At 64.5% G+C, this 25199-nt stretch carries 39 protein-coding genes; 36 read left to right on the top strand and 3 right to left on the bottom strand.

Annotation, left to right across the window (positions count from 1 at the left end):
* Positions 1–15: 15 nt before the first annotated feature.
* From apaG to B0I00_RS05370, 3 genes are read left to right on the top strand one after another with little or no spacing between them, the layout of a single operon-like run.
* Positions 16–414, top strand: a complete 399-nt coding sequence (gene apaG / locus B0I00_RS05380; protein ID WP_100866261.1) for a Co2+/Mg2+ efflux protein ApaG — start codon at positions 16–18, stop codon at positions 412–414.
* Between the two features lie 12 nt (positions 415–426).
* Positions 427–1185, top strand: a complete 759-nt coding sequence (locus B0I00_RS05375) for a LysR family transcriptional regulator (RefSeq protein WP_100866260.1) — start codon at positions 427–429, stop codon at positions 1183–1185.
* Between the two features lie 56 nt (positions 1186–1241).
* Positions 1242–2084, top strand: a complete 843-nt coding sequence (locus tag B0I00_RS05370; RefSeq protein WP_100866259.1) for an alpha/beta fold hydrolase — start codon at positions 1242–1244, stop codon at positions 2082–2084.
* A gap of 275 nt (positions 2085–2359) precedes the next feature.
* Here B0I00_RS05370 and B0I00_RS05365 read toward each other — a convergent pair whose 3' ends face one another.
* Positions 2360–3034 carry an energy transducer TonB gene (locus B0I00_RS05365; RefSeq protein ID WP_232730117.1) on the bottom strand — a complete coding sequence of 225 codons (675 nt, stop codon included), beginning with the start codon at positions 3032–3034 and terminating at the stop codon, positions 2360–2362.
* Positions 3035–3197: 163 nt separating this feature from the next.
* Here B0I00_RS05365 and B0I00_RS05360 point away from each other — a divergent pair, with 163 nt between their 5' ends.
* Positions 3198–3761: a J domain-containing protein gene (locus B0I00_RS05360; RefSeq protein ID WP_100866257.1), complete on the top strand. Its 564-nt coding sequence runs from the start codon at positions 3198–3200 to the stop codon at positions 3759–3761.
* A 7-nt stretch (positions 3762–3768) separates the two neighbouring features.
* Here B0I00_RS05360 and B0I00_RS05355 read toward each other — a convergent pair whose 3' ends face one another.
* Positions 3769–4539 carry a hypothetical protein gene (locus B0I00_RS05355; protein ID WP_100866256.1) on the bottom strand — a complete coding sequence of 257 codons (771 nt, stop codon included), beginning with the start codon at positions 4537–4539 and terminating at the stop codon, positions 3769–3771.
* 133 nt (positions 4540–4672) lie between these two features.
* On the bottom strand, positions 4673–4879 hold the full coding sequence (locus B0I00_RS16990) for a hypothetical protein (RefSeq protein WP_157812471.1): 207 nt from the start codon (positions 4877–4879) through the stop codon (positions 4673–4675).
* Positions 4880–5299: 420 nt separating this feature from the next.
* On the opposite strand from B0I00_RS16990, the gene rpsL reads away from it, so the two are divergent.
* The 32 genes from rpsL (at position 5300) to B0I00_RS05195 (ending at position 25163) form a co-directional block, all read left to right on the top strand.
* Positions 5300–5671, top strand: a complete 372-nt coding sequence (rpsL, locus tag B0I00_RS05350) for a 30S ribosomal protein S12 (protein ID WP_100866514.1) — start codon at positions 5300–5302, stop codon at positions 5669–5671.
* Between the two features lie 69 nt (positions 5672–5740).
* Positions 5741–6211, top strand: a complete 471-nt coding sequence (rpsG, locus tag B0I00_RS05345; RefSeq protein ID WP_100866255.1) for a 30S ribosomal protein S7 — start codon at positions 5741–5743, stop codon at positions 6209–6211.
* Positions 6212–6321: 110 nt separating this feature from the next.
* Positions 6322–8394 (top strand): elongation factor G, encoded by a 2073-nt coding sequence (gene fusA, locus B0I00_RS05340; protein ID WP_100866254.1) that lies wholly within the window; start codon positions 6322–6324, stop codon positions 8392–8394.
* A gap of 91 nt (positions 8395–8485) precedes the next feature.
* The gene (tuf, locus tag B0I00_RS05335) at positions 8486–9676 is read left to right on the top strand and encodes an elongation factor Tu (RefSeq protein WP_100866253.1); all 1191 of its coding nucleotides are present in this window, start codon (positions 8486–8488) and stop codon (positions 9674–9676) included.
* 82 nt (positions 9677–9758) lie between these two features.
* On the top strand, positions 9759–10109 hold the full coding sequence (locus B0I00_RS05330; protein ID WP_100866513.1) for a hypothetical protein: 351 nt from the start codon (positions 9759–9761) through the stop codon (positions 10107–10109).
* 218 nt (positions 10110–10327) lie between these two features.
* Positions 10328–10639 (top strand): 30S ribosomal protein S10, encoded by a 312-nt coding sequence (gene rpsJ, locus B0I00_RS05325; RefSeq protein ID WP_100866252.1) that lies wholly within the window; start codon positions 10328–10330, stop codon positions 10637–10639.
* Positions 10640–10920: 281 nt separating this feature from the next.
* Entirely contained in the window at positions 10921–11679 is a 759-nt protein-coding gene (gene rplC / locus B0I00_RS05320; RefSeq protein ID WP_100866251.1) for a 50S ribosomal protein L3, read from the top strand.
* 4 nt (positions 11680–11683) lie between these two features.
* Positions 11684–12310 (top strand): 50S ribosomal protein L4, encoded by a 627-nt coding sequence (gene rplD / locus B0I00_RS05315; RefSeq protein WP_100866250.1) that lies wholly within the window; start codon positions 11684–11686, stop codon positions 12308–12310.
* On the top strand, positions 12303–12608 hold the full coding sequence (locus B0I00_RS05310) for a 50S ribosomal protein L23 (protein ID WP_100866249.1): 306 nt from the start codon (positions 12303–12305) through the stop codon (positions 12606–12608). The genes rplD and B0I00_RS05310 overlap by 8 nt, the downstream gene beginning before the upstream one ends.
* Before the next feature lie 8 nt (positions 12609–12616).
* Positions 12617–13453 carry a 50S ribosomal protein L2 gene (gene rplB, locus B0I00_RS05305; protein ID WP_100866248.1) on the top strand — a complete coding sequence of 279 codons (837 nt, stop codon included), beginning with the start codon at positions 12617–12619 and terminating at the stop codon, positions 13451–13453.
* Positions 13454–13459: 6 nt separating this feature from the next.
* Complete coding sequence (gene rpsS, locus B0I00_RS05300) at positions 13460–13738, top strand: 30S ribosomal protein S19 (RefSeq protein ID WP_100866247.1); 279 nt, start codon at positions 13460–13462, stop codon at positions 13736–13738.
* Positions 13738–14115: a 50S ribosomal protein L22 gene (rplV, locus tag B0I00_RS05295; RefSeq protein WP_100866246.1), complete on the top strand. Its 378-nt coding sequence runs from the start codon at positions 13738–13740 to the stop codon at positions 14113–14115. Before rpsS ends, rplV begins: the two co-directional genes overlap by 1 nt.
* 3 nt (positions 14116–14118) lie before the next feature.
* On the top strand, positions 14119–14829 hold the full coding sequence (rpsC, locus tag B0I00_RS05290; protein ID WP_100866245.1) for a 30S ribosomal protein S3: 711 nt from the start codon (positions 14119–14121) through the stop codon (positions 14827–14829).
* A gap of 2 nt (positions 14830–14831) precedes the next feature.
* Positions 14832–15266, top strand: a complete 435-nt coding sequence (gene rplP / locus B0I00_RS05285) for a 50S ribosomal protein L16 (protein ID WP_100866244.1) — start codon at positions 14832–14834, stop codon at positions 15264–15266.
* Complete coding sequence (rpmC, locus tag B0I00_RS05280; RefSeq protein ID WP_100866243.1) at positions 15263–15466, top strand: 50S ribosomal protein L29; 204 nt, start codon at positions 15263–15265, stop codon at positions 15464–15466. The genes rplP and rpmC overlap by 4 nt, the downstream gene beginning before the upstream one ends.
* Positions 15467–15476: 10 nt before the next feature.
* Positions 15477–15746 (top strand): 30S ribosomal protein S17, encoded by a 270-nt coding sequence (rpsQ, locus tag B0I00_RS05275; RefSeq protein WP_100866242.1) that lies wholly within the window; start codon positions 15477–15479, stop codon positions 15744–15746.
* Between the two features lie 61 nt (positions 15747–15807).
* Entirely contained in the window at positions 15808–16176 is a 369-nt protein-coding gene (gene rplN, locus B0I00_RS05270; RefSeq protein ID WP_100866241.1) for a 50S ribosomal protein L14, read from the top strand.
* Entirely contained in the window at positions 16176–16490 is a 315-nt protein-coding gene (gene rplX / locus B0I00_RS05265; protein WP_100866240.1) for a 50S ribosomal protein L24, read from the top strand. The genes rplN and rplX overlap by 1 nt, the downstream gene beginning before the upstream one ends.
* On the top strand, positions 16483–17061 hold the full coding sequence (gene rplE, locus B0I00_RS05260) for a 50S ribosomal protein L5 (RefSeq protein WP_100866239.1): 579 nt from the start codon (positions 16483–16485) through the stop codon (positions 17059–17061). The genes rplX and rplE overlap by 8 nt, the downstream gene beginning before the upstream one ends.
* A gap of 20 nt (positions 17062–17081) precedes the next feature.
* On the top strand, positions 17082–17387 hold the full coding sequence (gene rpsN, locus B0I00_RS05255; protein WP_100866238.1) for a 30S ribosomal protein S14: 306 nt from the start codon (positions 17082–17084) through the stop codon (positions 17385–17387).
* Positions 17388–17397: 10 nt separating this feature from the next.
* Complete coding sequence (gene rpsH / locus B0I00_RS05250; protein ID WP_100866237.1) at positions 17398–17793, top strand: 30S ribosomal protein S8; 396 nt, start codon at positions 17398–17400, stop codon at positions 17791–17793.
* The gene (gene rplF / locus B0I00_RS05245) at positions 17793–18326 is read left to right on the top strand and encodes a 50S ribosomal protein L6 (protein WP_100866236.1); all 534 of its coding nucleotides are present in this window, start codon (positions 17793–17795) and stop codon (positions 18324–18326) included. Before rpsH ends, rplF begins: the two co-directional genes overlap by 1 nt.
* Positions 18326–18667 (top strand): 50S ribosomal protein L18, encoded by a 342-nt coding sequence (rplR, locus tag B0I00_RS05240; RefSeq protein ID WP_100866235.1) that lies wholly within the window; start codon positions 18326–18328, stop codon positions 18665–18667. The genes rplF and rplR overlap by 1 nt, the downstream gene beginning before the upstream one ends.
* 1 nt (position 18668) lies before the next feature.
* On the top strand, positions 18669–19415 hold the full coding sequence (gene rpsE, locus B0I00_RS05235; RefSeq protein ID WP_100866234.1) for a 30S ribosomal protein S5: 747 nt from the start codon (positions 18669–18671) through the stop codon (positions 19413–19415).
* Positions 19416–19420: 5 nt separating this feature from the next.
* Positions 19421–19597 carry a 50S ribosomal protein L30 gene (rpmD, locus tag B0I00_RS05230; protein ID WP_088307932.1) on the top strand — a complete coding sequence of 59 codons (177 nt, stop codon included), beginning with the start codon at positions 19421–19423 and terminating at the stop codon, positions 19595–19597.
* A 145-nt stretch (positions 19598–19742) separates the two neighbouring features.
* Entirely contained in the window at positions 19743–20288 is a 546-nt protein-coding gene (gene rplO, locus B0I00_RS05225; protein ID WP_100866233.1) for a 50S ribosomal protein L15, read from the top strand.
* A 119-nt stretch (positions 20289–20407) separates the two neighbouring features.
* The gene (gene secY, locus B0I00_RS05220; protein ID WP_100866232.1) at positions 20408–21775 is read left to right on the top strand and encodes a preprotein translocase subunit SecY; all 1368 of its coding nucleotides are present in this window, start codon (positions 20408–20410) and stop codon (positions 21773–21775) included.
* Positions 21776–21814: 39 nt separating this feature from the next.
* Entirely contained in the window at positions 21815–22462 is a 648-nt protein-coding gene (locus tag B0I00_RS05215) for an adenylate kinase (protein WP_100866231.1), read from the top strand.
* A gap of 2 nt (positions 22463–22464) precedes the next feature.
* A complete protein-coding gene (locus tag B0I00_RS05210) occupies positions 22465–23016 on the top strand; it encodes an SRPBCC family protein (RefSeq protein ID WP_100866230.1) in 552 nt (183 codons plus the stop codon).
* 165 nt (positions 23017–23181) lie between these two features.
* Entirely contained in the window at positions 23182–23550 is a 369-nt protein-coding gene (rpsM, locus tag B0I00_RS05205; RefSeq protein ID WP_100866229.1) for a 30S ribosomal protein S13, read from the top strand.
* A gap of 54 nt (positions 23551–23604) precedes the next feature.
* Positions 23605–23994, top strand: coding sequence for a 30S ribosomal protein S11 (rpsK, locus tag B0I00_RS05200; protein ID WP_088307824.1), 390 nt, complete (start codon positions 23605–23607; stop codon positions 23992–23994).
* Between the two features lie 107 nt (positions 23995–24101).
* On the top strand, positions 24102–25163 hold the full coding sequence (locus B0I00_RS05195; protein ID WP_100866228.1) for a DNA-directed RNA polymerase subunit alpha: 1062 nt from the start codon (positions 24102–24104) through the stop codon (positions 25161–25163).
* The last annotated feature ends 36 nt before the right edge of the window (positions 25164–25199 follow it).

The following is a 25199-nucleotide window of genomic DNA, read 5'->3' as shown; positions in this document are numbered from 1 at the left end:
CGCTAACCTGACCATATGAAGGAACTGTTCCAGCACGCCGCATTGACCGAAGGGATCACCGTCCGCGTGGCGGTGAACTTCCTGCCGGAACAGTCGCGGATCGACGCGGGCAAGTGGTTCTGGGTCTATCACATCCGGATCGAGAACGAGTCCGACCAGGCGGTGCAGCTGCTGACGCGGCACTGGCGGATCACCGACGGGCGCGGCGCGGTCAACCTGGTCGAAGGCGATGGCGTGGTCGGCGAACAGCCCTCGCTGCAGCCGGGGCAGAGCCACGACTACGTCTCGGGCTGCCCGCTCTCGACGCCGCATGGCAGCATGGAAGGCCACTACACCTTCCGCCGCGCCGACGGTTCTCAGTTCGAGGCGGCAATTCCGTTCTTCCCGCTGGCGGCGCCCGCAACAGCGGGTTAAGGCGCTCCGCACATGAAGCGGACCCATCTTCCCCTGAATGCCCTGCGCGTGTTCGACGCAGCCGCCCGGCACCTGTCCTTCACCCGCGCCGCCGACGAGCTGGCGGTCACTCCGGCGGCCGTCGGACAGCAGATCCGCGCGCTTGAGGACATGCTCGGCGTGGTCCTGTTCCGCCGCACCCCCAAGGGGCTCGAACTGACCGACGAGGCGAACGCGGGGCTCGAGGCGCTGCGCATCGGCTTTCTTCACTTCGAGGATGCGGTCCAGGCGATGCAGGCCGGGCAATCCAGCCTTGTCTATACCATCGCTTGCCCGCGCGACGTTTTCGCCACCTGGCTGGCGCCCCGGCTGGCGGCCTATCGCGCCGCCAATCCCGACGTGCGGATCAGCCTGGTGCCCGATGCCGGAATCGACTTCACCGAGGCCAATCTCGACCTGGCGGTGCGCTGGGTCGAAGGGCCGGGCGATCTCGAAGGGGTTCAACTGGGCGAAGCGGCGCGCGTCACCGTGGGGGAAGGGCCGTGGATCGCCTGGCCGGGCGATGCCTTGCCCGGCGGCAGCAACGAACCCGCCCCACTGAGCGTTGGCGATGCCGGCCAGGCCCTCGCCGCGGCGCGGGCCGGGCTGGGCCGCGCGCGCGTGCCCGCGCTGCTGGTCGATGACGATGCCGCCGTTCCCGAGGCCTGCCGCTTCGCCTATTGGCTGGTCGCGCCACTGCCGCAGTGGCGCCAGAAGAAGGTCAAGGCGCTGGTTGCCTTCCTGACCTCTTAACCGTTCGCTTAAATAGCTGTTGACGCCGAGGCGCGGCCCGCGCCATCGTGGCGGCAATGAACCGCACAACGATCCGCGTGCCCGTGGGAGACGGGCTGACCCTTGCCGCCGATGCCGCCGGACGGCGCGGCGCGCCCACTGTCGTGCTGGGTCACGGCGGCGGCCAGACCCGCCATTCGTGGGACAAGGCCGAGGACCAGCTGGCGGCGGCCGGCTATTTCGCCATCAACTATGACCTGCGCGGCCACGGCGACAGCGACTGGTCGCCCGATGGCGATTACGCGCTGGAAACCCGCGCCCGCGACCTCATGGCCGTGGCGGCGCAGGGCTCCGATCCCTTCGCCCTGGTCGGCGCCTCGCTGGGCGGGCTGACCGCGCTGATGGCGTCCTGCATGGGGCTGGAGCCCGCGGCGCTGGTGCTGGTGGATATCGTGCCCAAGATGTCGCCGGCCGGCGTTGCCAAGATCCGCGGCTTCATGATGGCCCATCCCCAAGGCTTCGTTTCGATCGAACAGGCGGCCGATGCCATCAGCGCCTATTACCCCGAGCGGCCCCGGCCCAAGGACCTGTCGGGCCTCAACAAGAACCTGCGGTTCGGCGATGACGGGCGCTACCACTGGCACTGGGACCAGCGGATGATGTCCGACGATCGCGCCAGCCCCGAGCGGATGCTGGCCCTGCTCGACGCTGCCGACTGGACCGACCGCGTACCGACCCTGCTGGTGCGCGGCATGAAAAGCGATATCGTCACCGACGATGGCGTCGCCGACCTGCGCCGCCGGGTGCCCGGCCTCGAGATCGTCGACATCCGCGGCGCCGGCCACATGGTCGCCGGCGACCGCAACGACGATTTCAACAGTGCGGTGATCGGCTTCCTGCAGCGGGTCATGCCGGCCTGAACCAGGGGCCGACCGCCGGCTTTTTTCGATCATCGGCGAAACATCGGCAGCCGATCGGATGGTCATCATCGCTATCCCGGCCCGGCCATGGTTACCTGTAACCACAGATGCCGCGTCGGCCGGGCCGTTGGTTCGCCGGGGCGCGCAAGGTTTTTCGGACGCAGGGCCTCCTGCATGAGGGCGACCCGAGGGCGATGCGACACAGGCGCATTCCTCTTACTGACAGGCCCCCGTCATCATGGCGGGGGCCTCTTTTCGCGGGCGCCCGGCAACCTTCACTCCGGGATCTCCCAGCGCACCGAGCTTGCATAGGTCCCGGCGAGCCGCGCGCCGGTGCTGTCGATCGCGGGATCGAAACGGGCGCGCTGCGCCAACCGCGCGCAGGCCGCGGCGTCGAGCCCGGGGTGCCCGCTCGATCCGGTGACGGTGCACTGGCTGACCCGCCCGTCGATCCCGATGTCGAGCCGGAAGCGGGTCACGCCGGTGTGCTCCTGCCGAAGGTCGGCGGCGGGATAGTCGCTTGCGGTGACCCACAGCCCGGGGTTGCCCCTCGGCCGCGCGCCGCGCACCAGGCTGGGGCTGGGCCGCGGTTCGGGCAGGGGGATATGGACCTCGGCGATGTCGCCGCCCGCGCCGCCGGTGCCGATCGTGTCGATCAACGCTTCGCTGGAAGGGGCGATCGGGGCATCGTCCAGCGGCAGCAGCTGCCGTGCATCGTGGGTCGGCACGGCCTTGGGCAGGGGCGCGGCGTCGCGCGGTTCGGGCACGGGCCTGGGCGGCGGCGGGGGCAACCTGAAATTGTCGGCGACGAGCGGCGGCGGCGCGATCCGCGGCAGGAACTTCGCGGCCAGCCCCGTGACAAGGGCATAGCCGGCGAGCGCGTGGAGCCCCGCCACGACGGTCAGCGTGGCCAGACGGCGGTTGGTGTCGAGCGAATTGGCATAGGCCATGGGCATCCTCCTGCAACCGATCCGCCGCCCTGCGCCTTCGTGGCGAGTCGCATGGATGAAGCGGCGAGTCGTGTTATATCATAACATCGTCGTGCGACCGCGCAACGCCTTTCCCTTTGCCGCGCCGGCGTATACTATTCGCACCGCGCCAGGGGGAAACGGCATGCCCGACAGGGAACCATTCGTCGATTTCTATGAAGTTCTGCAGGTAAATCCGCACAGCGATCTCAAGATCATCGAGAGCGCGTACAAGCACCTTGCCAAGATCTACCATCCCGATCACGACCAGACTGCGGACGTGGATCGTTTTTCAGCCGTCATCGAGGCGTGGAACGTCCTCAAGTTTCCCGAAAAGCGCGCCCGCTACGACGAGATCTACCGCCTTCACCACGGCCACCCCGAAAAGCCGGTCGACGAGCAGCTGGTCTCGGCTGACGTGGCGCTGGGCGATGCGGCGCTCCAGCGCAACATCCTGATGTACCTCTACAAGGCGCGGCGCGAGAACTTCCGCGGCAACGGGGTCGGCGCCTATGCCCTGCAGGAGCACTTCGGCTGCAGCGACGACGCCTTCGATTTCCACGTCTGGTACCTGCGCTCCAAGGGCTTCCTCGAAGTGACCGAGGCGGGGACCCTGGCGATCACGGTCGAGGGCGTCGATCACGTGATCGCGCTGCACCAGCCGGTCCAGCCGCAGCGCCTCGTCACCGACCAGTCGCCCCACGGCTAAGTCGCAGTCAGCCCCCGTCGTCGCGCTCGTCGGGCGGAGCCTTGTCGGGCGCGGCCAGCGCCAGCCGCGCCGCCGCTTCGGGATCGGTCCATTCGCCGCGCTCGATCGCCAGGCTTTTCTGGCGCAGCACCTCGAACCGCTGGTTGAGCCGGCGCAGGAACGCCTCGTCGCCGGCGCGGCGCACCTCGGCCGCGGCACGCTGCTCCGCCTCCCATTCGGCGCGCCAGCGGGCCTTCAACCGCAGCAGCCCGGGATCGTCGGGCGGCAGGTCGGCCAAGCTCACCGGGCCACCCTTGGGGCCATAGCGATCAGGGCGCCGCTGGCTCAGCATGAAGCGGATGTGGGCAAAGTTGTGCTTGCGGTAGGTGCCGAGCAGCCGGCCGCCCGAGACGATCGGCAGCTCCTCGCCGCGCAGCGCCAGCTCGACCGCGCAGTCCTCCAGCCGCGCCAGGCCCCGTTCGACCGCCGCTTCCCAGGCCGCGGCGAACTGTTCGGCCCCCGGCAGCGCGCGCAGCCTGTACAAGGCCTCGAGGCTCGCCCCGATGGCCCGCGCCGCCTGGGTCACGATCCCGCTTGCGGCGAGCGCGGCGATGAAGGCGCGCTGCCGGTCGGGCGTGATCGAATTGCGCCGCGGCGCGGCGTGGACATAGGGCGCGAAGCCCAGCAGCGGATCATCGCCGGGCGGCGGATCGCCGCAAAACGCCGCGCGGCTGGTGCGACGCGCGGGGCGGACGGAGGCGCATCGCGGCGCGGACGGGGAGCGGGGAGGGGCAGGCACGGGGCAGGATCGCCTTTCACGCGAACGGTGTCGGAATTCCCTGTGGCTGGGCACCGTAACGCGGGCGGCGGGATGTAGGAAAATGGTTTCGCGCGGGGCATGGCGGCGCCGGCCAAAGCCGGGCCGTCGCCCGTCAGGCCAGTCCGGCCGTGGCGCAGGTGTAGATGGTCCAGACCTCGTCGTCCTGGCGCGCCGAGAAGGCATAGGCGCCTTCGCGTTCGACGTGTGCGGCTTCGCAGTTCATTTGCACCATGATCCGCAGTACCGCCGATGCGTCGAGCGCATCGACGAAGGTGCCGGGCATGGCGGTATCGAACGGTCTGACGTGGAAACGGTACACGAGCGCCTCCTGCGTCGGGCGGGAGCGCTACGGTGCGATCTCTGTCGCCAGCATGCCTTGGTCGAGCTGGCGATGTACGCATCTTAGGGCACCGGGTTCCCGGGGGCGAGTCCTTTGCTCCTGTTCGCCGCTCGCTTCGTCGCATTGCGGCATTGCGCTTGACCGCGCGGGCAATCGGGCATAAAGGCGCGCGCTTCCGGGGCCGACGTCGAACGGCCGTCCCGGATCGAGCTGAACATTGCCGGTGCGTCCGCCTCGCGCGGGTTATCCGTCAAAGTAACCCGGCCCTTCCTGCCGGGTGGAGCGTTTCAGTCTCGCGCCAGACCTGCTGCGGGCTTGCCCCGCCGGCGTTCGCTTTTGGCGCGATTCTGTTTCCTTCACCTTGCCGGCCAGGCCAACAACCAAGGTGAAGAGCACTTCATGCCTACGATCAACCAGCTGGTCCGCAAGGGCCGCGTTGCGCAGAAGACCAAGAGCAAGGTCCCTGCGATGGAACAGAACCCGCAGAAGCGCGGCGTCTGCACCCGCGTCTACACGACGACCCCGAAGAAGCCGAACTCGGCGCTGCGCAAGGTCGCCAAGATCCGCCTGACCAACAGCCGCGAAGTCATTTCGTACATCCCGGGCGAAGGCCACAACCTGCAGGAACACAGCGTCGTGCTGATCCGCGGCGGCCGTGTGCGCGACCTTCCGGGCGTGCGCTATCACGTGCTGCGCGGCGTGCTCGACACCCAGGGCGTCAAGGACCGCAAGAAGAGCCGTTCGAAGTACGGCGCAAAGCGTCCCAAGTAAGCCTCAGGCTGGTTTTTTGAGGGCCGGCGCCACCTCGCGCGGCCGCCCCAAGGATAAGGAATACAAGCGATGTCACGTCGTCGTCGTCCCGAGAAGCGGGAAATCCTGCCCGATCCCAAGTTCAAGGATCAGGTGCTGTCGAAGTTCATGAACAACCTCATGCTCGACGGGAAGAAGTCGGTTGCCGAAAGCATCGTCTACGGTGCGATGGAAACCATGGAAGCGCGCGCCAAGACCGATCCGGTCCAGCTGTTCCACGATGCGCTGAACAACGTGAAGCCGCAGATCGAAGTGCGTTCGCGCCGCGTCGGTGGTGCGACCTACCAGGTCCCCGTCGAAGTGCGCCCGGAACGCGCCCAGGCGCTCGCCATCCGCTGGCTGATCACCGCAGCGCGCAACCGCAGCGAAACCACGATGAGCGCGCGCCTTTCGGCCGAGCTGCTCGACGCCGCCAACAACCGCGGCAACGCGGTCAAGAAGCGCGAAGACACCCACCGCATGGCCGACGCCAACCGCGCGTTCAGCCATTACCGGTGGTAGCAGAGAAGACGGCCAGGCTCTGCTGGCACGTCTTCAAACGGTCACAAAAGTAACCATATGGGCGGGGACGCTTTCACGGCTCCCCTCCTGCACCCCTTAAGGAACCCGACATGGCCCGCAGCCATCCGCTCTCCATGTATCGCAACATCGGTATCATGGCGCACATCGACGCCGGCAAGACCACGACGACCGAGCGCATCCTCTATTACACCGGCAAGTCCTACAAGATCGGCGAAGTCCACGACGGCGCCGCGACCATGGACTGGATGGAACAGGAACAGGAGCGGGGGATCACGATCACCTCGGCCGCCACGACCTGCTTCTGGAACGACCACCGCATCAACATCATCGACACCCCCGGCCACGTCGACTTCACCATCGAAGTCGAACGCTCGCTGCGCGTGCTCGACGGCGCGGTCGCCTGCTTCGACGGCGTCGCGGGCGTTGAACCGCAGTCGGAAACCGTATGGCGCCAGGCCGACAAGTACGGCGTTCCGCGCATGTGCTTCATCAACAAGCTCGACCGCACCGGCGCGAACTTCAAGTACTGCGTGCAGTCGATCATCGACCGCCTCGGTGCGACCCCGGCCGTCCTTTACCTGCCGATCGGCCTCGAAGCCGATCTCAAGGGCCTGGTCGACCTCGTCCACAACCGCGCGATCATCTGGAAGGACGAATCGCTTGGCGCCGAATTCTTCTATGAAGAAATCCCGGCCGACCTTGCTGACGAAGCGGCCGAATACCGCGAAAAGCTGATCGAACTTGCCGTCGAGCAGGACGACGACGCGATGGAAGCCTATCTCGACGGCAACATGCCGGACGTCGACACGCTGAAGAAGCTGATCCGCAAGGGCACGCTCAACCAGTCGTTCGTGCCGGTCTGCTGCGGCTCGGCGTTCAAGAACAAGGGCGTCCAGCCCCTGCTCGACGCCGTGGTCGACTATCTGCCTTCGCCGCTCGACATCGAAGACGTCCAGGGCGTCAAGATGGACAGCGACGAAAAGGACAGCCGTCCGCCCAAGGACGACGCGCCGTTCAGCGCACTGGCGTTCAAGGTCATGAACGACCCGTTCGTCGGCAGCCTGACCTTCATCCGCATCTATTCGGGTACGCTCACCAAGGGCACCTACCTGAACTCGGTGAAGGACAAGAAGGAAAAGGTCGGCCGCATGCTCGAAATGCATGCCAACGACCGCAAGGACATCGAAGAGGCATTCGCCGGTGACATCATCGCGCTGGCGGGCATGAAGGAAACCACCACGGGCGACACGCTCTGCGCGGAACGGGCGCCGATCGTGCTCGAACGCATGGAGTTCCCGGAACCCGTCATCGAACTGTCGGTGGAACCGAAGACCAAGGCAGACCAGGAAAAGATGGGCGTCGCGCTCAATCGCCTGTCGGCCGAGGATCCCTCGTTCCGCGTCTCGACCGATCACGAATCGGGCCAGACGATCATCAAGGGCATGGGCGAACTGCACCTCGACATCATCGTCGACCGCATGCGCCGCGAGTTCAAGGTCGAAGCCAACGTCGGTGCGCCGCAGGTGGCTTACCGCGAATACCTCGCCAAGCCGGTGGACATCGATTACACCCACAAGAAGCAGTCGGGTGGTACCGGCCAGTTCGGCCGCGTGAAGGTCAAGGTCACGCCGGGCGAGCGCGGTTCGGGCTTCGTCTTCAAGGACGAGATCAAGGGCGGTAACATTCCGAAGGAATATATCCCCGCGATCGAAAAGGGTTTCCGCGAAACCGCCGAGACCGGCAGCCTTATCGGCTTCCCGATCATCGACTTCGAGGTGAACCTATACGACGGTGCGTACCACGACGTCGACTCGTCGGCTCTGGCCTTCGAAATTGCCGGTCGCGGTGCCATGCGCGAAGTCGCCCAGAAGGCCGGCATCAAGCTGCTCGAGCCGATCATGAAGGTCGAAGTCGTCACCCCGGAAGAATATCTGGGCGATGTCATTGGCGACATGAACAGCCGTCGCGGCCAGATCCAGGGCACCGACACCCGCGGTAACGCGCAGGCCGTCGAGGCCATGGTTCCGCTGGCCAACATGTTCGGTTACGTGAACCAGCTGCGCTCGTTCACCCAGGGCCGGGCCAACTACTCGATGTTCTTCTCCCATTACGACGAAGTCCCGGCAAACGTCGCGACCGAAATCAAGGAGAAGCTTGCCTAACCGGCAAGATGGGACTAGGGGCGGCGCCTGATTCAGCGGGCGCCGTCCAAACCCCGCAGATTCAATTCAAAGCGAAAGAAGGTTTGAGACAATGGCTAAGGCTAAGTTTGAGCGGAACAAGCCGCACTGCAACATCGGCACCATCGGTCACGTTGACCATGGCAAGACCACGCTGACCGCTGCGATCACCAAGATCATGGCCGAAATCAACGGCGGTGAAGCCGTGGACTTCGCGAACATCGACAAGGCTCCCGAAGAGCGCGAGCGTGGCATCACGATCTCGACCGCTCACGTCGAGTACGAAACGGCTGCGCGCCACTATGCGCACGTCGACTGCCCGGGCCACGCCGACTACGTGAAGAACATGATCACCGGCGCGGCGCAGATGGACGGCGCCATCCTCGTGGTGAACGCTGCTGACGGCCCGATGCCGCAGACCCGCGAACACATCCTGCTCGCCCGCCAGGTCGGCGTGCCGGCTCTGGTCGTCTACATGAACAAGGTCGACCAGGTTGACGATCCGGAAATCCTCGAACTCGTCGAGCTGGAAATCCGCGAACTGCTCTCGAGCTACGGCTTCGACGGCGACAGCATCCCCGTGATCCCGGGTTCGGCTCTGGCCGCTCTCGAAGGCCGTGACGAAAACATCGGCAAGAACTCGATCGTCGAGCTGATGAACGCTGTCGACACCGCGATCCCGCAGCCGCCGCGTCCGACCGACAAGCCGTTCCTGATGCCGGTCGAAGACGTGTTCTCGATTTCGGGTCGTGGTACGGTTGTGACCGGCCGCGTGGAAACCGGCATCGTCAAGGTTGGCGACGAAGTCGAAGTGATCGGCCTCAAGGACACCCAGAAGACCGTCGTCACCGGCGTCGAAATGTTCCGCAAGCTGCTCGATCAGGGCGAAGCCGGCGACAACATCGGTGCCCTGGTTCGTGGTCTGAAGCGTGAAGACGTCGAGCGCGGTCAGGTTCTGGCCAAGCCGGGTTCGGTCACGCCGCACACCGAGTTCAGCGCCGAAGTCTACGTGCTGTCGAAGGACGAAGGTGGCCGTCACACGCCGTTCTTCGCCAACTACCGCCCGCAGTTCTACTTCCGCACCACCGACGTGACCGGTGAGGTCGTGCTTCCCGAAGGCACCGAAATGGTCATGCCGGGCGACAACGTTGCACTGTCGGTCAAGCTGATCGCTCCGATCGCCATGGACGAAGGTCTGCGCTTCGCTATCCGCGAAGGCGGCCGCACCGTCGGTTCGGGCGTTGTTGCCAAGATCACGAAGTAATTCGCTGATCCTCGGGCAACCGAGACAAGAATGGCCCGGCTTCCGTAAGGGAGCCGGGCCTTTTCTTTGAAGGGAAGTGGCCTTGGCCCGGAAATACACGAAGCACGGTTCGCGCGCGGATGCGTGGGATGAAGCCGAGGATCCGGTAGAGGCGCCCCCGCCGCGTGATTGCTGGCTGTGCGAGCGGCCCTGCGGTGAAACGGTGATCTGGCATCACCCGATCCCCAAGAGTCGGGGCGGGCGCGATACGGTCCCCATGCACCCGATCTGCCAGAGCATGCTGATCACCACGTTCACCAACTCCGAGCTGCAACGCAATGGCCTGGACGCCGGCCTGCTGCGGATCGATCCCCGGGTAGAGAAGTTCATCGCCTGGGTCTCGGGCAAGGAACCGGACTTCAACGCTCCGCTTGGGAAGAAGAAGCAGCGCTAAGCTTCGGCCGGCTTTCGAACGCCCAGGGATTTCTGTTACGTGGCGGCAGCTGATCGTGTCATTATCTTGCGTGAAGTCGGCTGATGGGGAGACAGCGCCAGAAATGCCGATTTTCTGCGAGGAAAGGGGCTTGCGCGAATCCCTTACCCTGTGTAGGGGCGCGGCTCGAAATTGATGGGGCGCAGGCCCCTTTTGCTCTTTCTCATCGGTAGGACACAATGGAAGCTCAGAATATTCGCATTCGTCTTAAGGCATTCGATCATCGTGTGCTCGACCAGGCGACCGGCGAAATCGCGGAAACCGCCCGCCGCACCGGCGCGCTTATCCGGGGCCCCATTCCTCTGCCGACGAGAATTGAAAAGTTCACCGTGAACCGCGGACCGCACATCGACAAGAAGTCGCGTGAGCAGTTCGAAGTTCGCACCTACAAGCGGCTGCTCGACATCGTGCAGCCCAACGCCACCACGGTCGATGCTCTGATGAAGCTGGACCTTGCTGCCGGCGTCAATGTGGAAATCAAGCTGGCCTAAGCCGCTCGGTTCCAAAGTTTCGGATCTTCGGATCCACATCCTTCCGGGCTTCGGCCCGGCTCCTAGCAGGGAAATCCCTGCGACGAGACAGAGCCTTGGCGGATACGCCAAGGACACAAGGGATACCTCCGGGGCTTGCTCCGGGCATGCGTCCCCCGTCTCGCTTCCGGCCGGTTCCGACCAGCCAGGGAGCACCCAGCCCGGACGGGGCTCGTATCACACACATGGGCTGGACACGCCTGTCGGGATGGTCTCGGCAGGCCTCTGTAGGAGACTGGATCATGCGCACAGGCGTGATCGCCAAGAAGGTGGGGATGACTCGCCTTTTCCAGGAAGACGGTCGGCACGTGCCGGTTACCGTTCTGGCGCTGGAAGATTGCCAGGTAGTCTCGGTTCGCACCGCTGATCGCGACGGTTACGTCGCCGTGCAGCTGGGCGCCGGGGCAGCCAAGCAGAAGAACGTTGCCAAGCCGCAGCGCGAACACTTCGCAAAGGCCGAAGTTTCGCTGAAGCAGCGCGTGGCCGAATTCCGCGTCGCTGACGATGCGGTTCTCGAAGTCGGTTCGACGATCGCGGCTTCGCACTTCGCAGTTGGCCAGATGGTCGACGTTGCCGGCCACACCCAGGGCAAGGGCTTTGCCGGTGCAATGAAGCGTTGGGGCTTCGGCGGTATGCGCGCCACGCACGGCGTGTCGATCAGCCATCGTGCCCACGGTTCGACCGGTAACCGCCAGGATCCGGGCAAGGTTTTCAAGAACAAGAAGATGGCCGGCCACATGGGCGACCGTCAGCGCACCCAGCAGAACCTGGAAATCGTGCGTGTGGACGACGAGCGCGGCCTGATCTTCGTCAAGGGTTCGGTCCCGGGCGCGAAGAACAGCTGGCTGACCGTCAAGGACTCGGTGAAGGTCTCGCGCCACGCCGAAGCTCCCTATCCCGCCGGCCTGAAGCAGGCCGCCAACAGCAACAATTCGGCCGCTGCCGACACCCCCGCTGAAGAAGCGACGGCTGTCGAAGCGACCGAAGGCCAGGAGGGTTAAGCCCGTGAAGGTGAAGCTTTCCAATCTCGATGGCAGCGCCGGCAAGGGCGACGTCGAACTGAACGATGACGTGTTCGGCCTCGAGCCGCGCGCCGATATTCTGCACCGTGTCGTCACCTGGCAGCTCGAAAACCGTCGCGGCATCGCCCGCGCCGCTCGGGAGCGTTCTGAAGTGTCGCGCACCGGCAAGAAGTTCGGCCGCCAGAAGGGCGGCGGTACGGCCCGTCACGGTGACCGTGCGGCCCCGATCTTCATCGGCGGCGGCAAGGCCCACGGCCCGCGTCGCCGGGACTTCGACGTCTCGCTGAACAAGAAGGTGCGCGCGCTGGGGCTGAAGATGGCCCTGTCGAGCAAGGCCAAGGCCGGTCTGGTCGTGGTCGACACGCTCGACGTCAAGGACGCCAAGACCAAGGCCGTCGCCGCGCAGCTCGCCAAGGCGAACTGGGGCAAGAAGGTTCTGGTCATCGATGGCGAAGCGGTGAACACCGAATTCGCCCGTGCGACCCGCAACCTCGTCGGGGTCAATGTGCTCCCGGCCGTGGGCGCGAACGTCTACGACATCCTGAAGCATGACACGCTGGTGCTCACCCGCGCCGCTGTCGAAAAGCTGGAGGCCCGTTTCAATGGCTAAGGACGCAATCGACACGCGTCACTACGACGTGATCGTGGCTCCCCACATCACCGAAAAGGCGACGCTGGCCAGCGAATTCAACGCCGTGGTCTTCAAGGTGGCGGACAGCGCCACCAAGCCGCAGATCAAGGCAGCGGTCGAAGCCCTGTTCGACGTCAAGGTGGTCTCCGTGAACACCCTGACCCAGAAGGGCAAGACCAAGCGGTGGAAGGGCAAGCCCTATCGCCGTTCGGACGTCAAGAAGGCTGTCGTGCGCCTGGCTGAAGGCCAGTCGATCGACATCACCAGCGGGATCTGAGGCGCACCATGGCACTCAAGAACTACAACCCGACCAGCCCGGCCCGTCGCGGCCTGATCCTGGTCGACAAGTCGGCGCTGTGGAAGGGCAAGCCCGTCAAGGCGCTGACCGAAGGCAAGCGCAAGACCGGCGGCCGTAACAACAAGGGCCACGTCACTTCGCGCGGGATCGCTGGCGGTCACAAGCAGAAGTACCGCTACATCGACTTCAAGCGCCGCAAGTGGGACGCCCCCGCGACTGTCGAGCGTCTGGAATACGATCCCAACCGCACGGCGTTCATCGCTCTCGTCAAGTACGAGGACGGCGAACTGGCCTACATCCTGGCGCCGCAGCGTCTGGCCGTCGGCGACACTGTCGTCGCCGGTGAAAAGACCGACGTGAAGCCGGGCAACGCCATGCTGCTTTCGACCATGCCGGTCGGCACCATTTGCCACAACGTGGAGATGAAGCCGGGCAAGGGCGGCCAGATCGCTCGTTCGGCCGGCACCTATGTGCAGGTCGTCGGTCGTGACCGCGGGATGGTGATCGTTCGTCTCAACTCGGGCGAACAGCGCTACCTGCGCGGCGATTGCATGGGCACGGTTGGCGCGGTTTCGAACCCCGACAACTCGAACCAGAACCTCGCCAAGGCTGGCCGCAACCGCTGGAAGGGCATCCGCCCGCTGACCCGCGGTGTTGCCAAGAACCCGGTTGACCACCCGCACGGCGGTGGTGAAGGCCGCACCTCGGGTGGCCGTCATCCGGTTACTCCGTGGGGCAAGCCGACCAAGGGCGCCCGGACCCGCAACAACAAGCAGACGGACAAGTTGATCATCCGTTCGCGTCACGCCAAGAAGAAGAGGTAATCAGACATGGCACGTTCCGTCTGGAAAGGCCCCTTCGTCGAACTGAGCCTGCTCAAGAAGGCCGAGGCCGCGCAGGACGCTGGCACTCGCGCCGGACCGATCAAGACCTGGTCGCGTCGTTCGACGATTCTGCCGCAGTTCGTTGGTCTGACGTTCAACGTCTACAACGGTCACAAGTTCATCCCCGTCGCTGTCAACGAAGACATGGTCGGCCACAAGCTCGGTGAATTTGCGCCCACGCGCACGTTCCCCGGCCACGCCGCCGACAAGAAGGGCAAGCGCTAATGTCCAAGGCTAAAGCCCCCCGCCGCGTCGGCGACAAGGAAGCCCTGTCGGTCGGCACGCAGATCCGCGGTTCGGCCCAGAAGCTGAACCTGGTTGCCGGTCTGATCCGCGGCAAGAAGGCCGAAGAGGCCATGAACATCCTCGCTTTCTCGAAGCGTGCGATGGCCGTCGACGCCCGCAAGGTTCTCGCATCCGCGATCGCCAACGCGGAAAACAACCACAACCTCGACGTTGACGCGCTGGTTGTGAGCGAAGCCAGCGTCGGCAAGTCGATCACCATGAAGCGGTTCCACACCCGTGGCCGCGGCAAGTCCACCCGCATCCTCAAGCCGTTCAGCCGGCTGCGGATCGTGGTTCGCGAAGTCGAGGAGGCGTAAGTCATGGGTCACAAGTCAAACCCGATCGGCCTGCGTCTGCAGATCAACCGTACCTGGGACAGCCGTTGGTACGCCGAAGGCAAGAACTACGCGAAGCTGCTTGAGGAAGACCTCAAGATCCGCAAGTTCGTGGTCGAAACCCTGCCGCAGGCCGCCATCAGCAAGGTCGTGATCGAACGTCCGGCCAAGCTGTGCCGCGTGTCGATCTATGCCGCTCGTCCGGGCGTCATCATCGGCAAGAAGGGCGCGGACATCGAAAAGCTGCGCTCGCAGCTCGCCGCGATGACCGACAGCGACGTCAAGCTGAACATCGTCGAAATCCGCAAGCCGGAAGTCGATGCCAAGCTCGTTGCCCAGGGCATCGCCGACCAGCTGATCCGCCGCGTGGCGTTCCGCCGGGCGATGAAGCGCGCGATGCAGTCGGCCATGCGTCTGGGTGCCGAAGGCATCAAGGTGGTATGCGGCGGCCGTCTCGGCGGCGCTGAAATCGCCCGTGTCGAACAGTACCGCGAAGGCCGTGTGCCGCTGCACACCCTGCGCGCGAACATCGACTATGCCGAAGCCGAAGCGCTGACCACCTATGGCATCATCGGCATCAAGGTGTGGGTGTTCAAGGGCGAGATCCTTGGCCACGACCCGATGGCGCAGGACCGTCTGATGATGGAAGCCCAGACTTCCGGCGTCCGTCCGGCTCGTGAAGATCGCAGGAACTAATCATGCTGCAACCGAAAAAGACCAAGTTCCGCAAGGCGTTCAAGGGCCGTATCAACGGTCTCGCCAAGGGCGGCACGGACCTGAACTTCGGGTCCTACGGCCTCAAGGCTCTCGAGCCGGAACGCATCACCGCGCGCCAGATCGAAGCGGCCCGCCGTGCCATCACGCGCCACATCAAGCGTCAGGGACGCCTGTGGATCCGCGTGTTCCCCGACGTGCCGGTTTCGAAGAAGCCTGCCGAAGTCCGTCAGGGTAAGGGCAAGGGTTCGGTCGAATACTGGGCTGCCCGCGTCAAGCCGGGCCGTATCCTGTTCGAACTCGACGGCGTTGCCGGTCCGCTCGCTGCCGAAGCGTTCAGCCGCGCGGCAATGAAGCTGCCGATCAAGACCAAGGTCGTTGCCCGCCTGGGCGACACCACTCACCTCGGAGGCGAATGATGGCCAAGGCTGACGATCTGCGCGCCAAGAGCGACGACCAGCTGACCGCTGACCTGGGCGAACTGAAGCGCGAGGCATTCAACCTGCGCTTCCAGGCCGCGACGAACCAGCTTGAGCGCCCCGCGCGCATCAAGGAAGTGCGTCGCGACATCGCCCGCATCAAGACGTTGCAGGGCGAGCGCGCCCGCAGCGCGAAGTAAGGAGGCAACGATGCCCAAGCGAATCCTGATCGGGACCGTTGTTTCCGACAAGACCGACAAGACCGTGGTCGTGAAGGTCGAACGCAAGGTGAAGCACCCGCTTTACGGGAAGATCATCCGTCGTTCGAAGAAGTACCATGCCCACGATGAGGACAACGCCTTCAAGACCGGCGAAACCGTCCGCATCGAGGAAACCCGCCCGATGTCGAAGCTCAAGACCTGGAAGGTCATCGAGCGCGTCACCGCCGGGAAGACCGCCGCGGTCGAAGCCGACGTCTGATAAAGACTTTTTTGGAACTGCCGGACTGGTTCCGGCAAGCCAGTGAGAAGGAACCGGATCAATGATCCAGATGCAATCCCAGCTCGACGTCGCTGACAACAGCGGTGCCAAGCGCGTCCAGTGCATCAAGGTGCTGGGCGGATCGAAGCGCCGGACTGCCGGCGTTGGCGACATCATCGTCGTCTCGGTCAAGGAAGCGCAGCCGCGCACCAAGGTGAAGAAGGGCGACGTCCACCGTGCCGTCATCGTTCGCACGAAGAAGGAAGTTCGCCGGACCGACGGTTCGGTGATCCGCTTCGACAGCAACGCGGCCGTGCTGATCAACAAGAACGCCGAACCCATCGGCACCCGTATCTTCGGCCCCGTGGTCCGCGAACTGCGCGGGCGTGGCTACATGAAGATCATCTCGCTCGCTCCGGAGGTGCTGTGATGGCCGCCGCGAAGATCAAGAAGGGCGACAGCGTCGTCGTCCGTTCGGGTAAGGACAAGGGCCGCACCGGCACCGTCCTTCAGGTCATGCCCAAGGAAGGCAAGGTCGTGGTGTCCGGCGTGAACATCGCCGCGCGTCACCGCAAGCCGACCCAGGTGAACCCGCAGGGCGGCATCGACCGCCGTGAAGCACCGCTCGCGATCAGCAAGATCGGCCTCGCGGTCGACGGCAAGCCGAGCCGCGTGCGCTTCGAAACCAAGGACGGAAAGAAGGTCCGCGTGGCCGTCAAGTCCGGGGAGACGATCGATGGCTGACAAGTACACTCCGCGCCTGCGCACCAAGTACGACGAGCAGATCGCCAAGGCGATGACCGACAAGTTCGGTTACAAGAACGTCATGGAGATCCCGAAGATCGAGAAGATCACGATCAACATGGGCGTCGGCGAAGGTAGCCAGGACAAGAAGAAAGTCACGACAGCTGCGGCCGAAATGGAGCTGATCTCGGGCCAGAAGCCGGTGATCACCAAGGCCAAGAAGTCGATCGCGCAGTTCAAGCTGCGTGAAGGCATGCCGATCGGTTGCAAGGTCACCCTGCGCCGCGAACGCATGTACGAGTTTCTCGACCGTCTCATCACGGTTGCCATGCCCCGCATCCGCGACTTCCGTGGTCTCAACCCGAAGTCGTTCGACGGACGCGGCAACTATGCGATGGGCCTGAAGGAGCAGATCATCTTTCCGGAGATCAGCTACGACCAGATCGAGAAGGTGCGCGGGATGGATATCATCATCACCACCACCGCCAAGACCGACGAGGAAGCACGCGAACTGCTGCGCCTGTTCGGGTTCCCGTTCCCGGCTGAAGCCGAAACCGCGCAAGCGGCCTGATTTAGAGAGAGCTTAAGTCCATGGCGAAACTGAGTTCCGTGAACAAGAACGAGCGTCGCAAGCAGCTCGTCAAGAAGTACGCTGCGAAGTACGCGAAGCTGAAGGCTGTCGCGGACGACGAGTCGCTCGATGATACCGAGCGTCTGATCGCGCGTCTGAAGCTGGCGGAAATCCCGCGCAACGGGAATCCCACCCGCGTGCGCAACCGCTGCGCAACCACCGGGCGCCCGCGCGCCTATTACCGCAAGTTCGGCCTGTGCCGTATCGAGCTGCGTGATCTTGCCAACAAGGGCATGATCCCGGGCGTCACCAAGTCGAGCTGGTAAGGATACCCCAATGGCGATGACCGATCCCCTGGGTGATATGCTCACCCGCATCCGCAACGGCCAGCGTGCGAAGAAGGACTCCGTCCTTTCGCCGGCCTCGAAGCTGCGCGCCAGCGTTCTCGAGGTTCTGCAGCGCGAAGGCTACATCCGTGGCTATGCCGAAGACGCTACCGGCGTTCACCCGCAGCTGCGCATCGAACTGAAGTATTTCGAAGGCGAACCGGCGATCAAGCACGTTGCTCGCGTTTCGAAGCCCGGCCGCCGCGTCTACTCGGGTTCCAAGGAACTCCCGGTTGTGCGCAACGGCCTTGGCATCACCATCGTCTCGACGCCTCGTGGCGTGCTTTCGGATGCCGAAGCGCGCGCCCAGAACGTCGGCGGCGAAGTGCTGGCGGAGGTGTTCTGATGAGCCGCATCGGCAAGAAGCCCGTTTCGATCCCAAGCGGCGTGTCCGCCGAGATCAAGGACGGCGTGCTGTCGGTCAAGGGTCCCAAGGGCACCCTGACGCTGACCCTGCGCGACGAGATCAGCTATACGGTTGACGGCGACAGCATCCTTGTGAAGCCCGCCAACGACACCAAGGCCGCTCGCGCGTTCTGGGGAATGCAGCGCACGCTCGTCGACAACCTGGTCACCGGTGTGACCGAAGGCTACACCAAGGTGCTTGAAATCACCGGTGTCGGCTACCGCGCCAACGCTCAGGGCAAGAACCTGAAGTTGCAGCTCGGCTACAGCCACGACGTCGATTTCGCCGTGCCTGAAGGTATCGAGATCAAGACCCCGGACAACACCACGGTCGAAATCTCGGGCATCGACAAGCAGAAGGTCGGCCAGGTGGCCGCGGAAATCCGCCGGTGGCGCAAGCCCGAGCCTTACAAGGGCAAGGGTATCAAGTACCGCGGCGAGTTCATCTTCCGCAAGGAAGGGAAGAAGAAGTAATGGCCAAGCTCTCACTCTTCGCGCGCCGCCGTCGGCGCGTCCGCACCGCGCTCCGCGCAACTGCCGGTGGACGTCCGCGTCTGTCGGTGCACCGCTCGGGTCGTCACATCTACGCCCAGATCATCGACGACGCCGCCGGCCGCACGCTGGCTGCCGCCTCGACCCTTGGCACCAAGGGCGGGTCGAACGTCGACGCCGCCACGAAGGTCGGCAAGGATCTGGCCGAAGCCGCCAAGAAGGCTGGCGTGACCACCGTCGTGTTCGATCGCGGCGGGTTCCTCTTCCATGGCCGCGTCAAGGCGCTGGCCGATGCCGCGCGTGAAGGCGGGCTGGAGTTCTAAGATGGCTGACGAAACCAACATTGCAGACGCCCCGGCCGAAACGCCGATCGCTGCCGAAAATCCCAAGGGTGCCGAAGGCGGCGAAGCGCGTGAAGCGCGCGGCGGCCGTGGCGGCAACCGCGGCCGTGGCGGCAACGACCGCGGCGGTGACCGTGGCCGTGGCCGTGGTGGCCGTGACGACCGTCGCGGTCGTGGCGGCGACGACGATGGCGGGGAAGAGCTGATCGAAAAGCTCGTCCACATCAACCGCGTGTCGAAGACCGTGAAGGGCGGCAAGCGCTTCGGGTTCGCCGCGCTGGTCGTGGTCGGTGACGGCAAGGGCCGTGTCGGCTTCGGTCATGGCAAGGCGCGCGAAGTGCCGGAAGCCATCACCAAGGCGACCGCTTCGGCCAAGAAGAAGATGGTCCGCGTTCCGCTCAAGGAAGGCCGCACCCTGCATCACGACGGCAAGGGCCGTTTCGGCGCCGGCAAGGTCAATGTCCGTTCGGCTCCGGCCGGTACCGGCATCATCGCAGGCGGACCGATGCGCGCCGTCTTCGAAAGCCTGGGCGTTGCCGACGTGGTGACCAAGTCGGTCGGTACTTCGAACCCCTACAACATGATCCGCGCCACCTTCGACGCGTTGACCGACCAGACTTCGCCGAAGTCTGTTGCCCAGCGTCGTGGCAAGAAGGTCGCCGACCTGCTCGGCCGTGGCGGCGCAACTGCGGTGGAGGCTGAAGCCGAAGCCGCCGCGATCACGGAGTAAACACAATGGCGAAGATCAAGATCAAGCAGATCGGTTCGCCGATCCGTCGCCCGGAGAGCCAGAAGAAAATTCTGATCGGTCTGGGCCTGGGCAAGATGCACCGCGTGGTCGAGCTGGAAGATACGGCCGAAGTGCGTGGCGCCATTGCCAAGCTTCCGCACATGGTGGCCGTGGTCGACTGACCATATCTGCCGTTCGGTTAGAATACAGCGGCGCCCGGTTCGATGGACCGGGCGTCGTCGTTAGAAAACGGGGTGACAGACGGGCGATTGTGCCCTAACCGCGCCCCTTCCATCAGCGCGACAAAAGCGAAAGCGAGTGCAAATTATGAAACTGAATGACATCCGCGACAACGATGGTGCCCGCAAGTCCCGCATGCGCGTGGGCCGTGGCATCGGTTCCGGCAAGGGCAAGACCGCCGGACGCGGCCAGAAGGGTGCCAAGGCACGTTCGGGCGTTTCGGTCGCCGGATTCGAAGGCGGCCAGATGCCGCTGCACATGCGCATCCCGAAGCGCGGCTTCAACAATCCGTTCGGCAAGGACTATGCCGAAGTGAACCTGGGCATGGTCCAGAAGGCGATCGACGCCGGCAAGCTCGACATCAAGGGCACGATCGATCACGCCGCGCTCAAGGCTGCTGGCTTGGCCCGCGGCGGCAAGGACGGCGTGCGCCTGCTCGGCAAGGGTGAACTGACCGCGAAGGTTGCGTTCGCGGTTGCCGGCGCCTCGGCCGGTGCTAAGGCTGCTGTCGAAAAGGCTGGCGGTTCGGTGACGCTGCCCGAAGCGCAGCCAAGCGAACAGGAAAAGAAGACCGCGCGCCGCGACAGCAACAAGGCTGCCAAGGGCGGCGCAAAGGCCGCCAAGGCCGAATAATTCCGGGGCACGAGCGGGCGGGGGTTTTTGACTTCCCGCCCGCGTCCTATATGGGCTCCTCGTATCCAATGGGGGGAGCCGGGCCGCATCCGGCGTTCCAAGCAAGGCTTGACCAGACAATGGCATCACGCGCCGACAATATCGCGAGCAATCTCAGCCTCGCCAACTTTTCCAAGGCAACCGAACTCAAGAACCGGATCTGGTTCACCATCGGCGCCCTGATCGTTTTCCGCTTTCTGAGCTTCGTTCCGCTGCCGGGGGTCAATCCGCTGATCCTGCGAGAGCTCTATGCCCAGACCCAGGGCGGGATTCTCGACATTTTCAACACCTTCTCGGGCGGTTCGCTCGAGCGCATGAGTCTGATCGCGCTGGGCGTGATGCCTTACATCACCGCCTCGATCGTCGTTCAGCTCGCCGCCTCGCTCCACCCGACGCTTGCCGCCCTCAAGAAGGAAGGCGAAAGCGGGCGCAAGAAGCTCAACCAGTACACGCGTTACGGCGCGGTGCTGCTGACCGCGATCCAGGGCTATTTCATCGCCACCGGCCTCGAAGCCTACGGCGCCTCCAGCGCGCTCCAGGCCGTAGTCCAGCCAGGCATGGTGTTCCGAGTCAGCGCGGTAATCAGCTTGATCGGCGGGACCATGTTCCTGCTCTGGCTGGGTGAACAGATCACCAGCCGTGGGATCGGCAATGGGACCTCGCTGATCATCATGGCGGGGATCGTCGCCCAGATGCCGCGCTTCATCAGCAACCTGTTCGAAGGCGGTCGCAGCGGCTCGATCGGCGGATTCACCATTGCCGGCCTGGTCGTGCTGATCGTGGGTATGGTCCTGTTGATCTGCTTCATGGAACGCTCGACCCGCCGCTTGCTGATCCAGTATCCCAAGCGCGCCAGCCAGAACGGCATGATGCAGGCTGATCGCAGCCATCTGCCGCTGAAGCTCAACACGGCGGGCGTTATCCCGCCGATCTTCGCCAGCTCGCTGTTGCTGCTGCCGCTGACCATCACGCAGTTCGCTGGCAATTCGGTTTCGACCGATTCGACCATGGGCAGCTTCATCGTGACGCTCAACCAGTACCTGGCGCACGGCAAGCCGCTGTACATGCTGCTGTACGGCCTGGGCATCCTGTTCTTCAGCTTCTTCTACACCGCGGTGGTCTTCAACCCGGAAGAAACGGCCGACAACCTGAAGCGCAACGGTGGTTTCATCCCCGGCATCCGCCCGGGTAAGAACACGGCGACCTACCTCGACTACGTGCTCACCCGCATCACGGTGATCGGCGCAATCTACCTGACCTTCGTCTGCGTAGTGCCCGAATACATCATCGCGCAAACGGGGATCACGGCGATGTTCATTGGCGGCACCAGCCTGCTGATCGTCGTCAACGTGACGGTAGACACCATCACGCAGATCCAGTCGCACCTGCTGGCTCACCAGTATGGCGACCTGATCAAGAAGGCCAAGCTGAAGGGGCGCCTGCGCTAAAGCCGGGCCTCTCACCACGACAATCAGGGGGAGCGCGTAGTGAACATCATCCTGTTGGGACCTCCCGGCGCGGGCAAGGGCACGCAGGCGCAGCGGCTTGTCGATGCGCACGGCATGCGCCAGCTATCGACGGGCGACATGCTGCGGGCTGCGGTCAAGGCCGGCACGCCGACCGGGCTCGAGGCCAAGGCGGTGATGGAACGCGGCGAGTTGGTGTCGGACGCGATCGTCTCGGCGCTGATCGGTGACGAACTGGACGCGATGGGCGCGGACACCGGCGCCATCTTCGATGGCTATCCGCGCACGGCCGAGCAGGCCCGCTCGCTCGACGGGATACTTTCCGCGCGCGGACGCACGCTGGATCACGTGATCGAGCTCGAGGTCAACGAGGACGCGCTGGTCGAACGCATCTGCGGCCGCTACACCTGCGCGAACTGCGGCAAGGGCTATCACGACGTCTTCGAGAAGCCCAAGGTTCCGGGCGTGTGCGACAAGTGCGGTTCGACCGAGTTCAAGCGGCGCCCCGACGACAACGAAGACACGGTGCGCACCCGCATGGCCGAATACCGGGCCAAGACCGCGCCGATCCTGCCGATCTACGAGGCTCGCGGGATAGTGGCCAGGGTCGATGGCATGGCCGATATCGACCAGGTTACCGCTGCCATCGAAGCGGTCCTCAAGGACTGATCATGTCGCGCGCCTTCCATCTCGGCGGCGCGCTGGCCCTGGCTTTCACCGCGCTTCCTACGCAGGCCGAGGTGAAATCGGCCGACGAGGCCGGCTTCGTGACCGGGGGTACGCAGGACATCGATGCCAGTCCCGCCGCTGTTTGGTCGAGCCTGGTGAAACCCGCCCAGTGGTGGGACAGTGCTCACACCTGGTCGGGCAAGGCCGCGAACCTGTCGCTCGATCCGCGGGCAGGGGGATGCTTCTGCGAACGCCTGCCGGGCGGGGGCAGCACCGAGCACATGCGCGTCATCCGCGCCGATCCGGGCACGCAGATGATCCTTTCGGGCGCACTCGGTCCGCTGCAGACCGAGCCCGCCAGCGGGGTTCTGATAATCAAGCTTGATGCAACGGAAGGCGGGTCCACGCTGACCTGGCGCTATGCCGCCTCGGGCTTGCGCGGAATGAAGGGCACGGCAATAGCGGGGCCGGTCAATACGGTTATGTCCTTGCAGTTTGCCAGTCTCGCCAGGGTTGCTGCCAGTGGCGGCAAGGCTGCGCCGCGCCGCCGTTGACATCATGGGCGAATCGTCCTAAGCGCGCCGCTCAACCGACAAACGGGACCGTCCGGAAGGCGTAACGCATTGCGCACGCCAGCCGGGCTTTTTGCCGTTCAGCGGTTGAAGCGTTGAGATGGGTGGCTATCTAGCGGTTGCCTCCTGTGGAGCATGGAGAATTAAGTGGCTCGTATTGCCGGGGTAAACATCCCCACCAACAAGCGCGTGATCATCGCGCTCACCTACATTCACGGCATTGGCTCGTTCAAGGCTCGCCAGATCGCCGACAAGCTGGGAATCGATCACAGCCGTCGCGTTCAGGATCTTTCCGACCAGGAAGTGCTGCACATCCGCGAAGCGATCGACGCCGATCACACCGTTGAGGGTGACCTGCGCCGCGAAACCGCGATGAACATCAAGCGTCTGATGGACCTGGCCTGCTATCGCGGCCTGCGTCACCGCAAGGGCCTGCCGGTCCGCGGTCAGCGCACGCACACCAACGCCCGCACCCGCAAGGGCAAGGCCAAGCCGATCGCCGGCAAGAAGAAGTAAGCCGCGGACCCCGGTCCAACGCTTTCCCTTCCTGATTTCGAGTAGGATAGAAAAATGGCACGCGAACCCCAGCGCATTAAGCGCCGCGAGCGGAAGAACATCACGAGCGGCATCGCGCACGTGAATGCGAGCTTCAACAATACCATGATCACCATCACCGATGCCCAGGGCAATGCGATCAGCTGGTCCTCCGCCGGGATGATGGGCTTCAAGGGCAGCCGCAAGTCGACCCCCTATGCCGCCCAGGTGGCAGCGGACGACGCTGGCAAGAAGGCCGCCGAGCACGGCGTGCGCACCCTTGAGGTCGAAGTGAAGGGCCCCGGTTCGGGCCGCGAGAGCGCGCTTCGCGCCCTTCAGGCCGTCGGCTTCACCATCACTTCGATCCGCGACGTGACGCCGATCCCGCACAACGGGGTCCGGCCGTCGAAGCGCCGCCGGGTCTGATCGTGTCCTTCGCGGCAGGGCGTCCGCCTTGCCGCTGTTTCGGATCGGCCGCGGTTCCCATGTCGGAGCAGCGGCCGTCCCGCCAAGAATAACCCCAGGGGAAGTCCATGACTGTCAACATCAAGAACTGGCAGGAACTCAAGAAGCCCAACGCCCTCGAAGTGAAGGCGGGGAACGACCCCAAGCGCCGCGCGACTTTCGTTGCCGAGCCGCTCGAACGTGGTTTCGGCCTGACGCTGGGCAACGCCCTGCGCCGCGTTCTGCTGTCCTCGCTGCAGGGCGCCGCAATCACCTCGATCAAGATCGAGAACGTGCTGCACGAATTCTCGTCGCTGGCCGGCGTGCGCGAAGACGTGACCGATATCGTCCTCAACGTGAAGCAGATCGCGCTCAAGATGCAGGGCGAAGGCCCCAAGCGTCTGCAGCTTTCGGCTACCGGCCCCAGTGAAGTCACCGCTGGCGACATTGCCGTGACCGGCGACATCGAGGTCATGAACAAGGACCTCGTGATCTGCCACCTCGACGAAGGTGCGACGCTGAACATGGAACTGACCGTCGACACCGGCAAGGGCTACGTCCCGGCGGTCGGCAATCGTCCGGTTGATGCGCCGATCGGCCTGATCCCGATCGATTCGCTCTACTCGCCGGTTCGCCAGGTTAGCTACAAGGTCGACAACGCCCGCATCGGGCAGGAGCTTGACTACGACAAGCTCAACCTGACGGTCGAAACCGATGGCACCGTGACGCCGGAAGACGCGGTGGCCTATGCCGCTCGAATCCTCCAGGACCAGCTCTCGCTGTTCGTACACTTCGAAGACGCTGTGCCGATGGGCTCGTCGCCGATGATCGGCATGGCCGCGGCCGCGCCGAGCGAGGAAGGCGATACCAATCAGCTCAACCGCTACCTGCTCAAGAAGGTGGACGAGCTTGAGCTGTCGGTCCGTTCGGCCAACTGCCTCAAGAACGACAACATCATCTATATCGGCGACCTGGTCCAGAAGACCGAGGCCGAGATGCTCCGCACGCCGAACTTCGGCCGCAAGAGCCTCAACGAGATCAAGGAAGTGCTCTCGTCGATGGGTCTGCGCCTCGGCATGGACATCCCTGGCTGGCCGCCGGAAAACATCGAGGAAATGGCCAAGAAGCTCGAACAGGAACTGTTGGGCTGACCTGGACAAGGGGTGCCTTCGGGTGCCCCGCCACGG

The sequence above is a fragment of the Novosphingobium kunmingense genome (assembly GCF_002813245.1).
GTDB classification, from domain to species: Bacteria; Pseudomonadota; Alphaproteobacteria; order Sphingomonadales; family Sphingomonadaceae; genus Novosphingobium; species Novosphingobium kunmingense.
The sequence above is the reverse complement of the archived record's forward strand: the minus strand, read 5'-3'. Positions and strand labels throughout refer to the sequence as shown.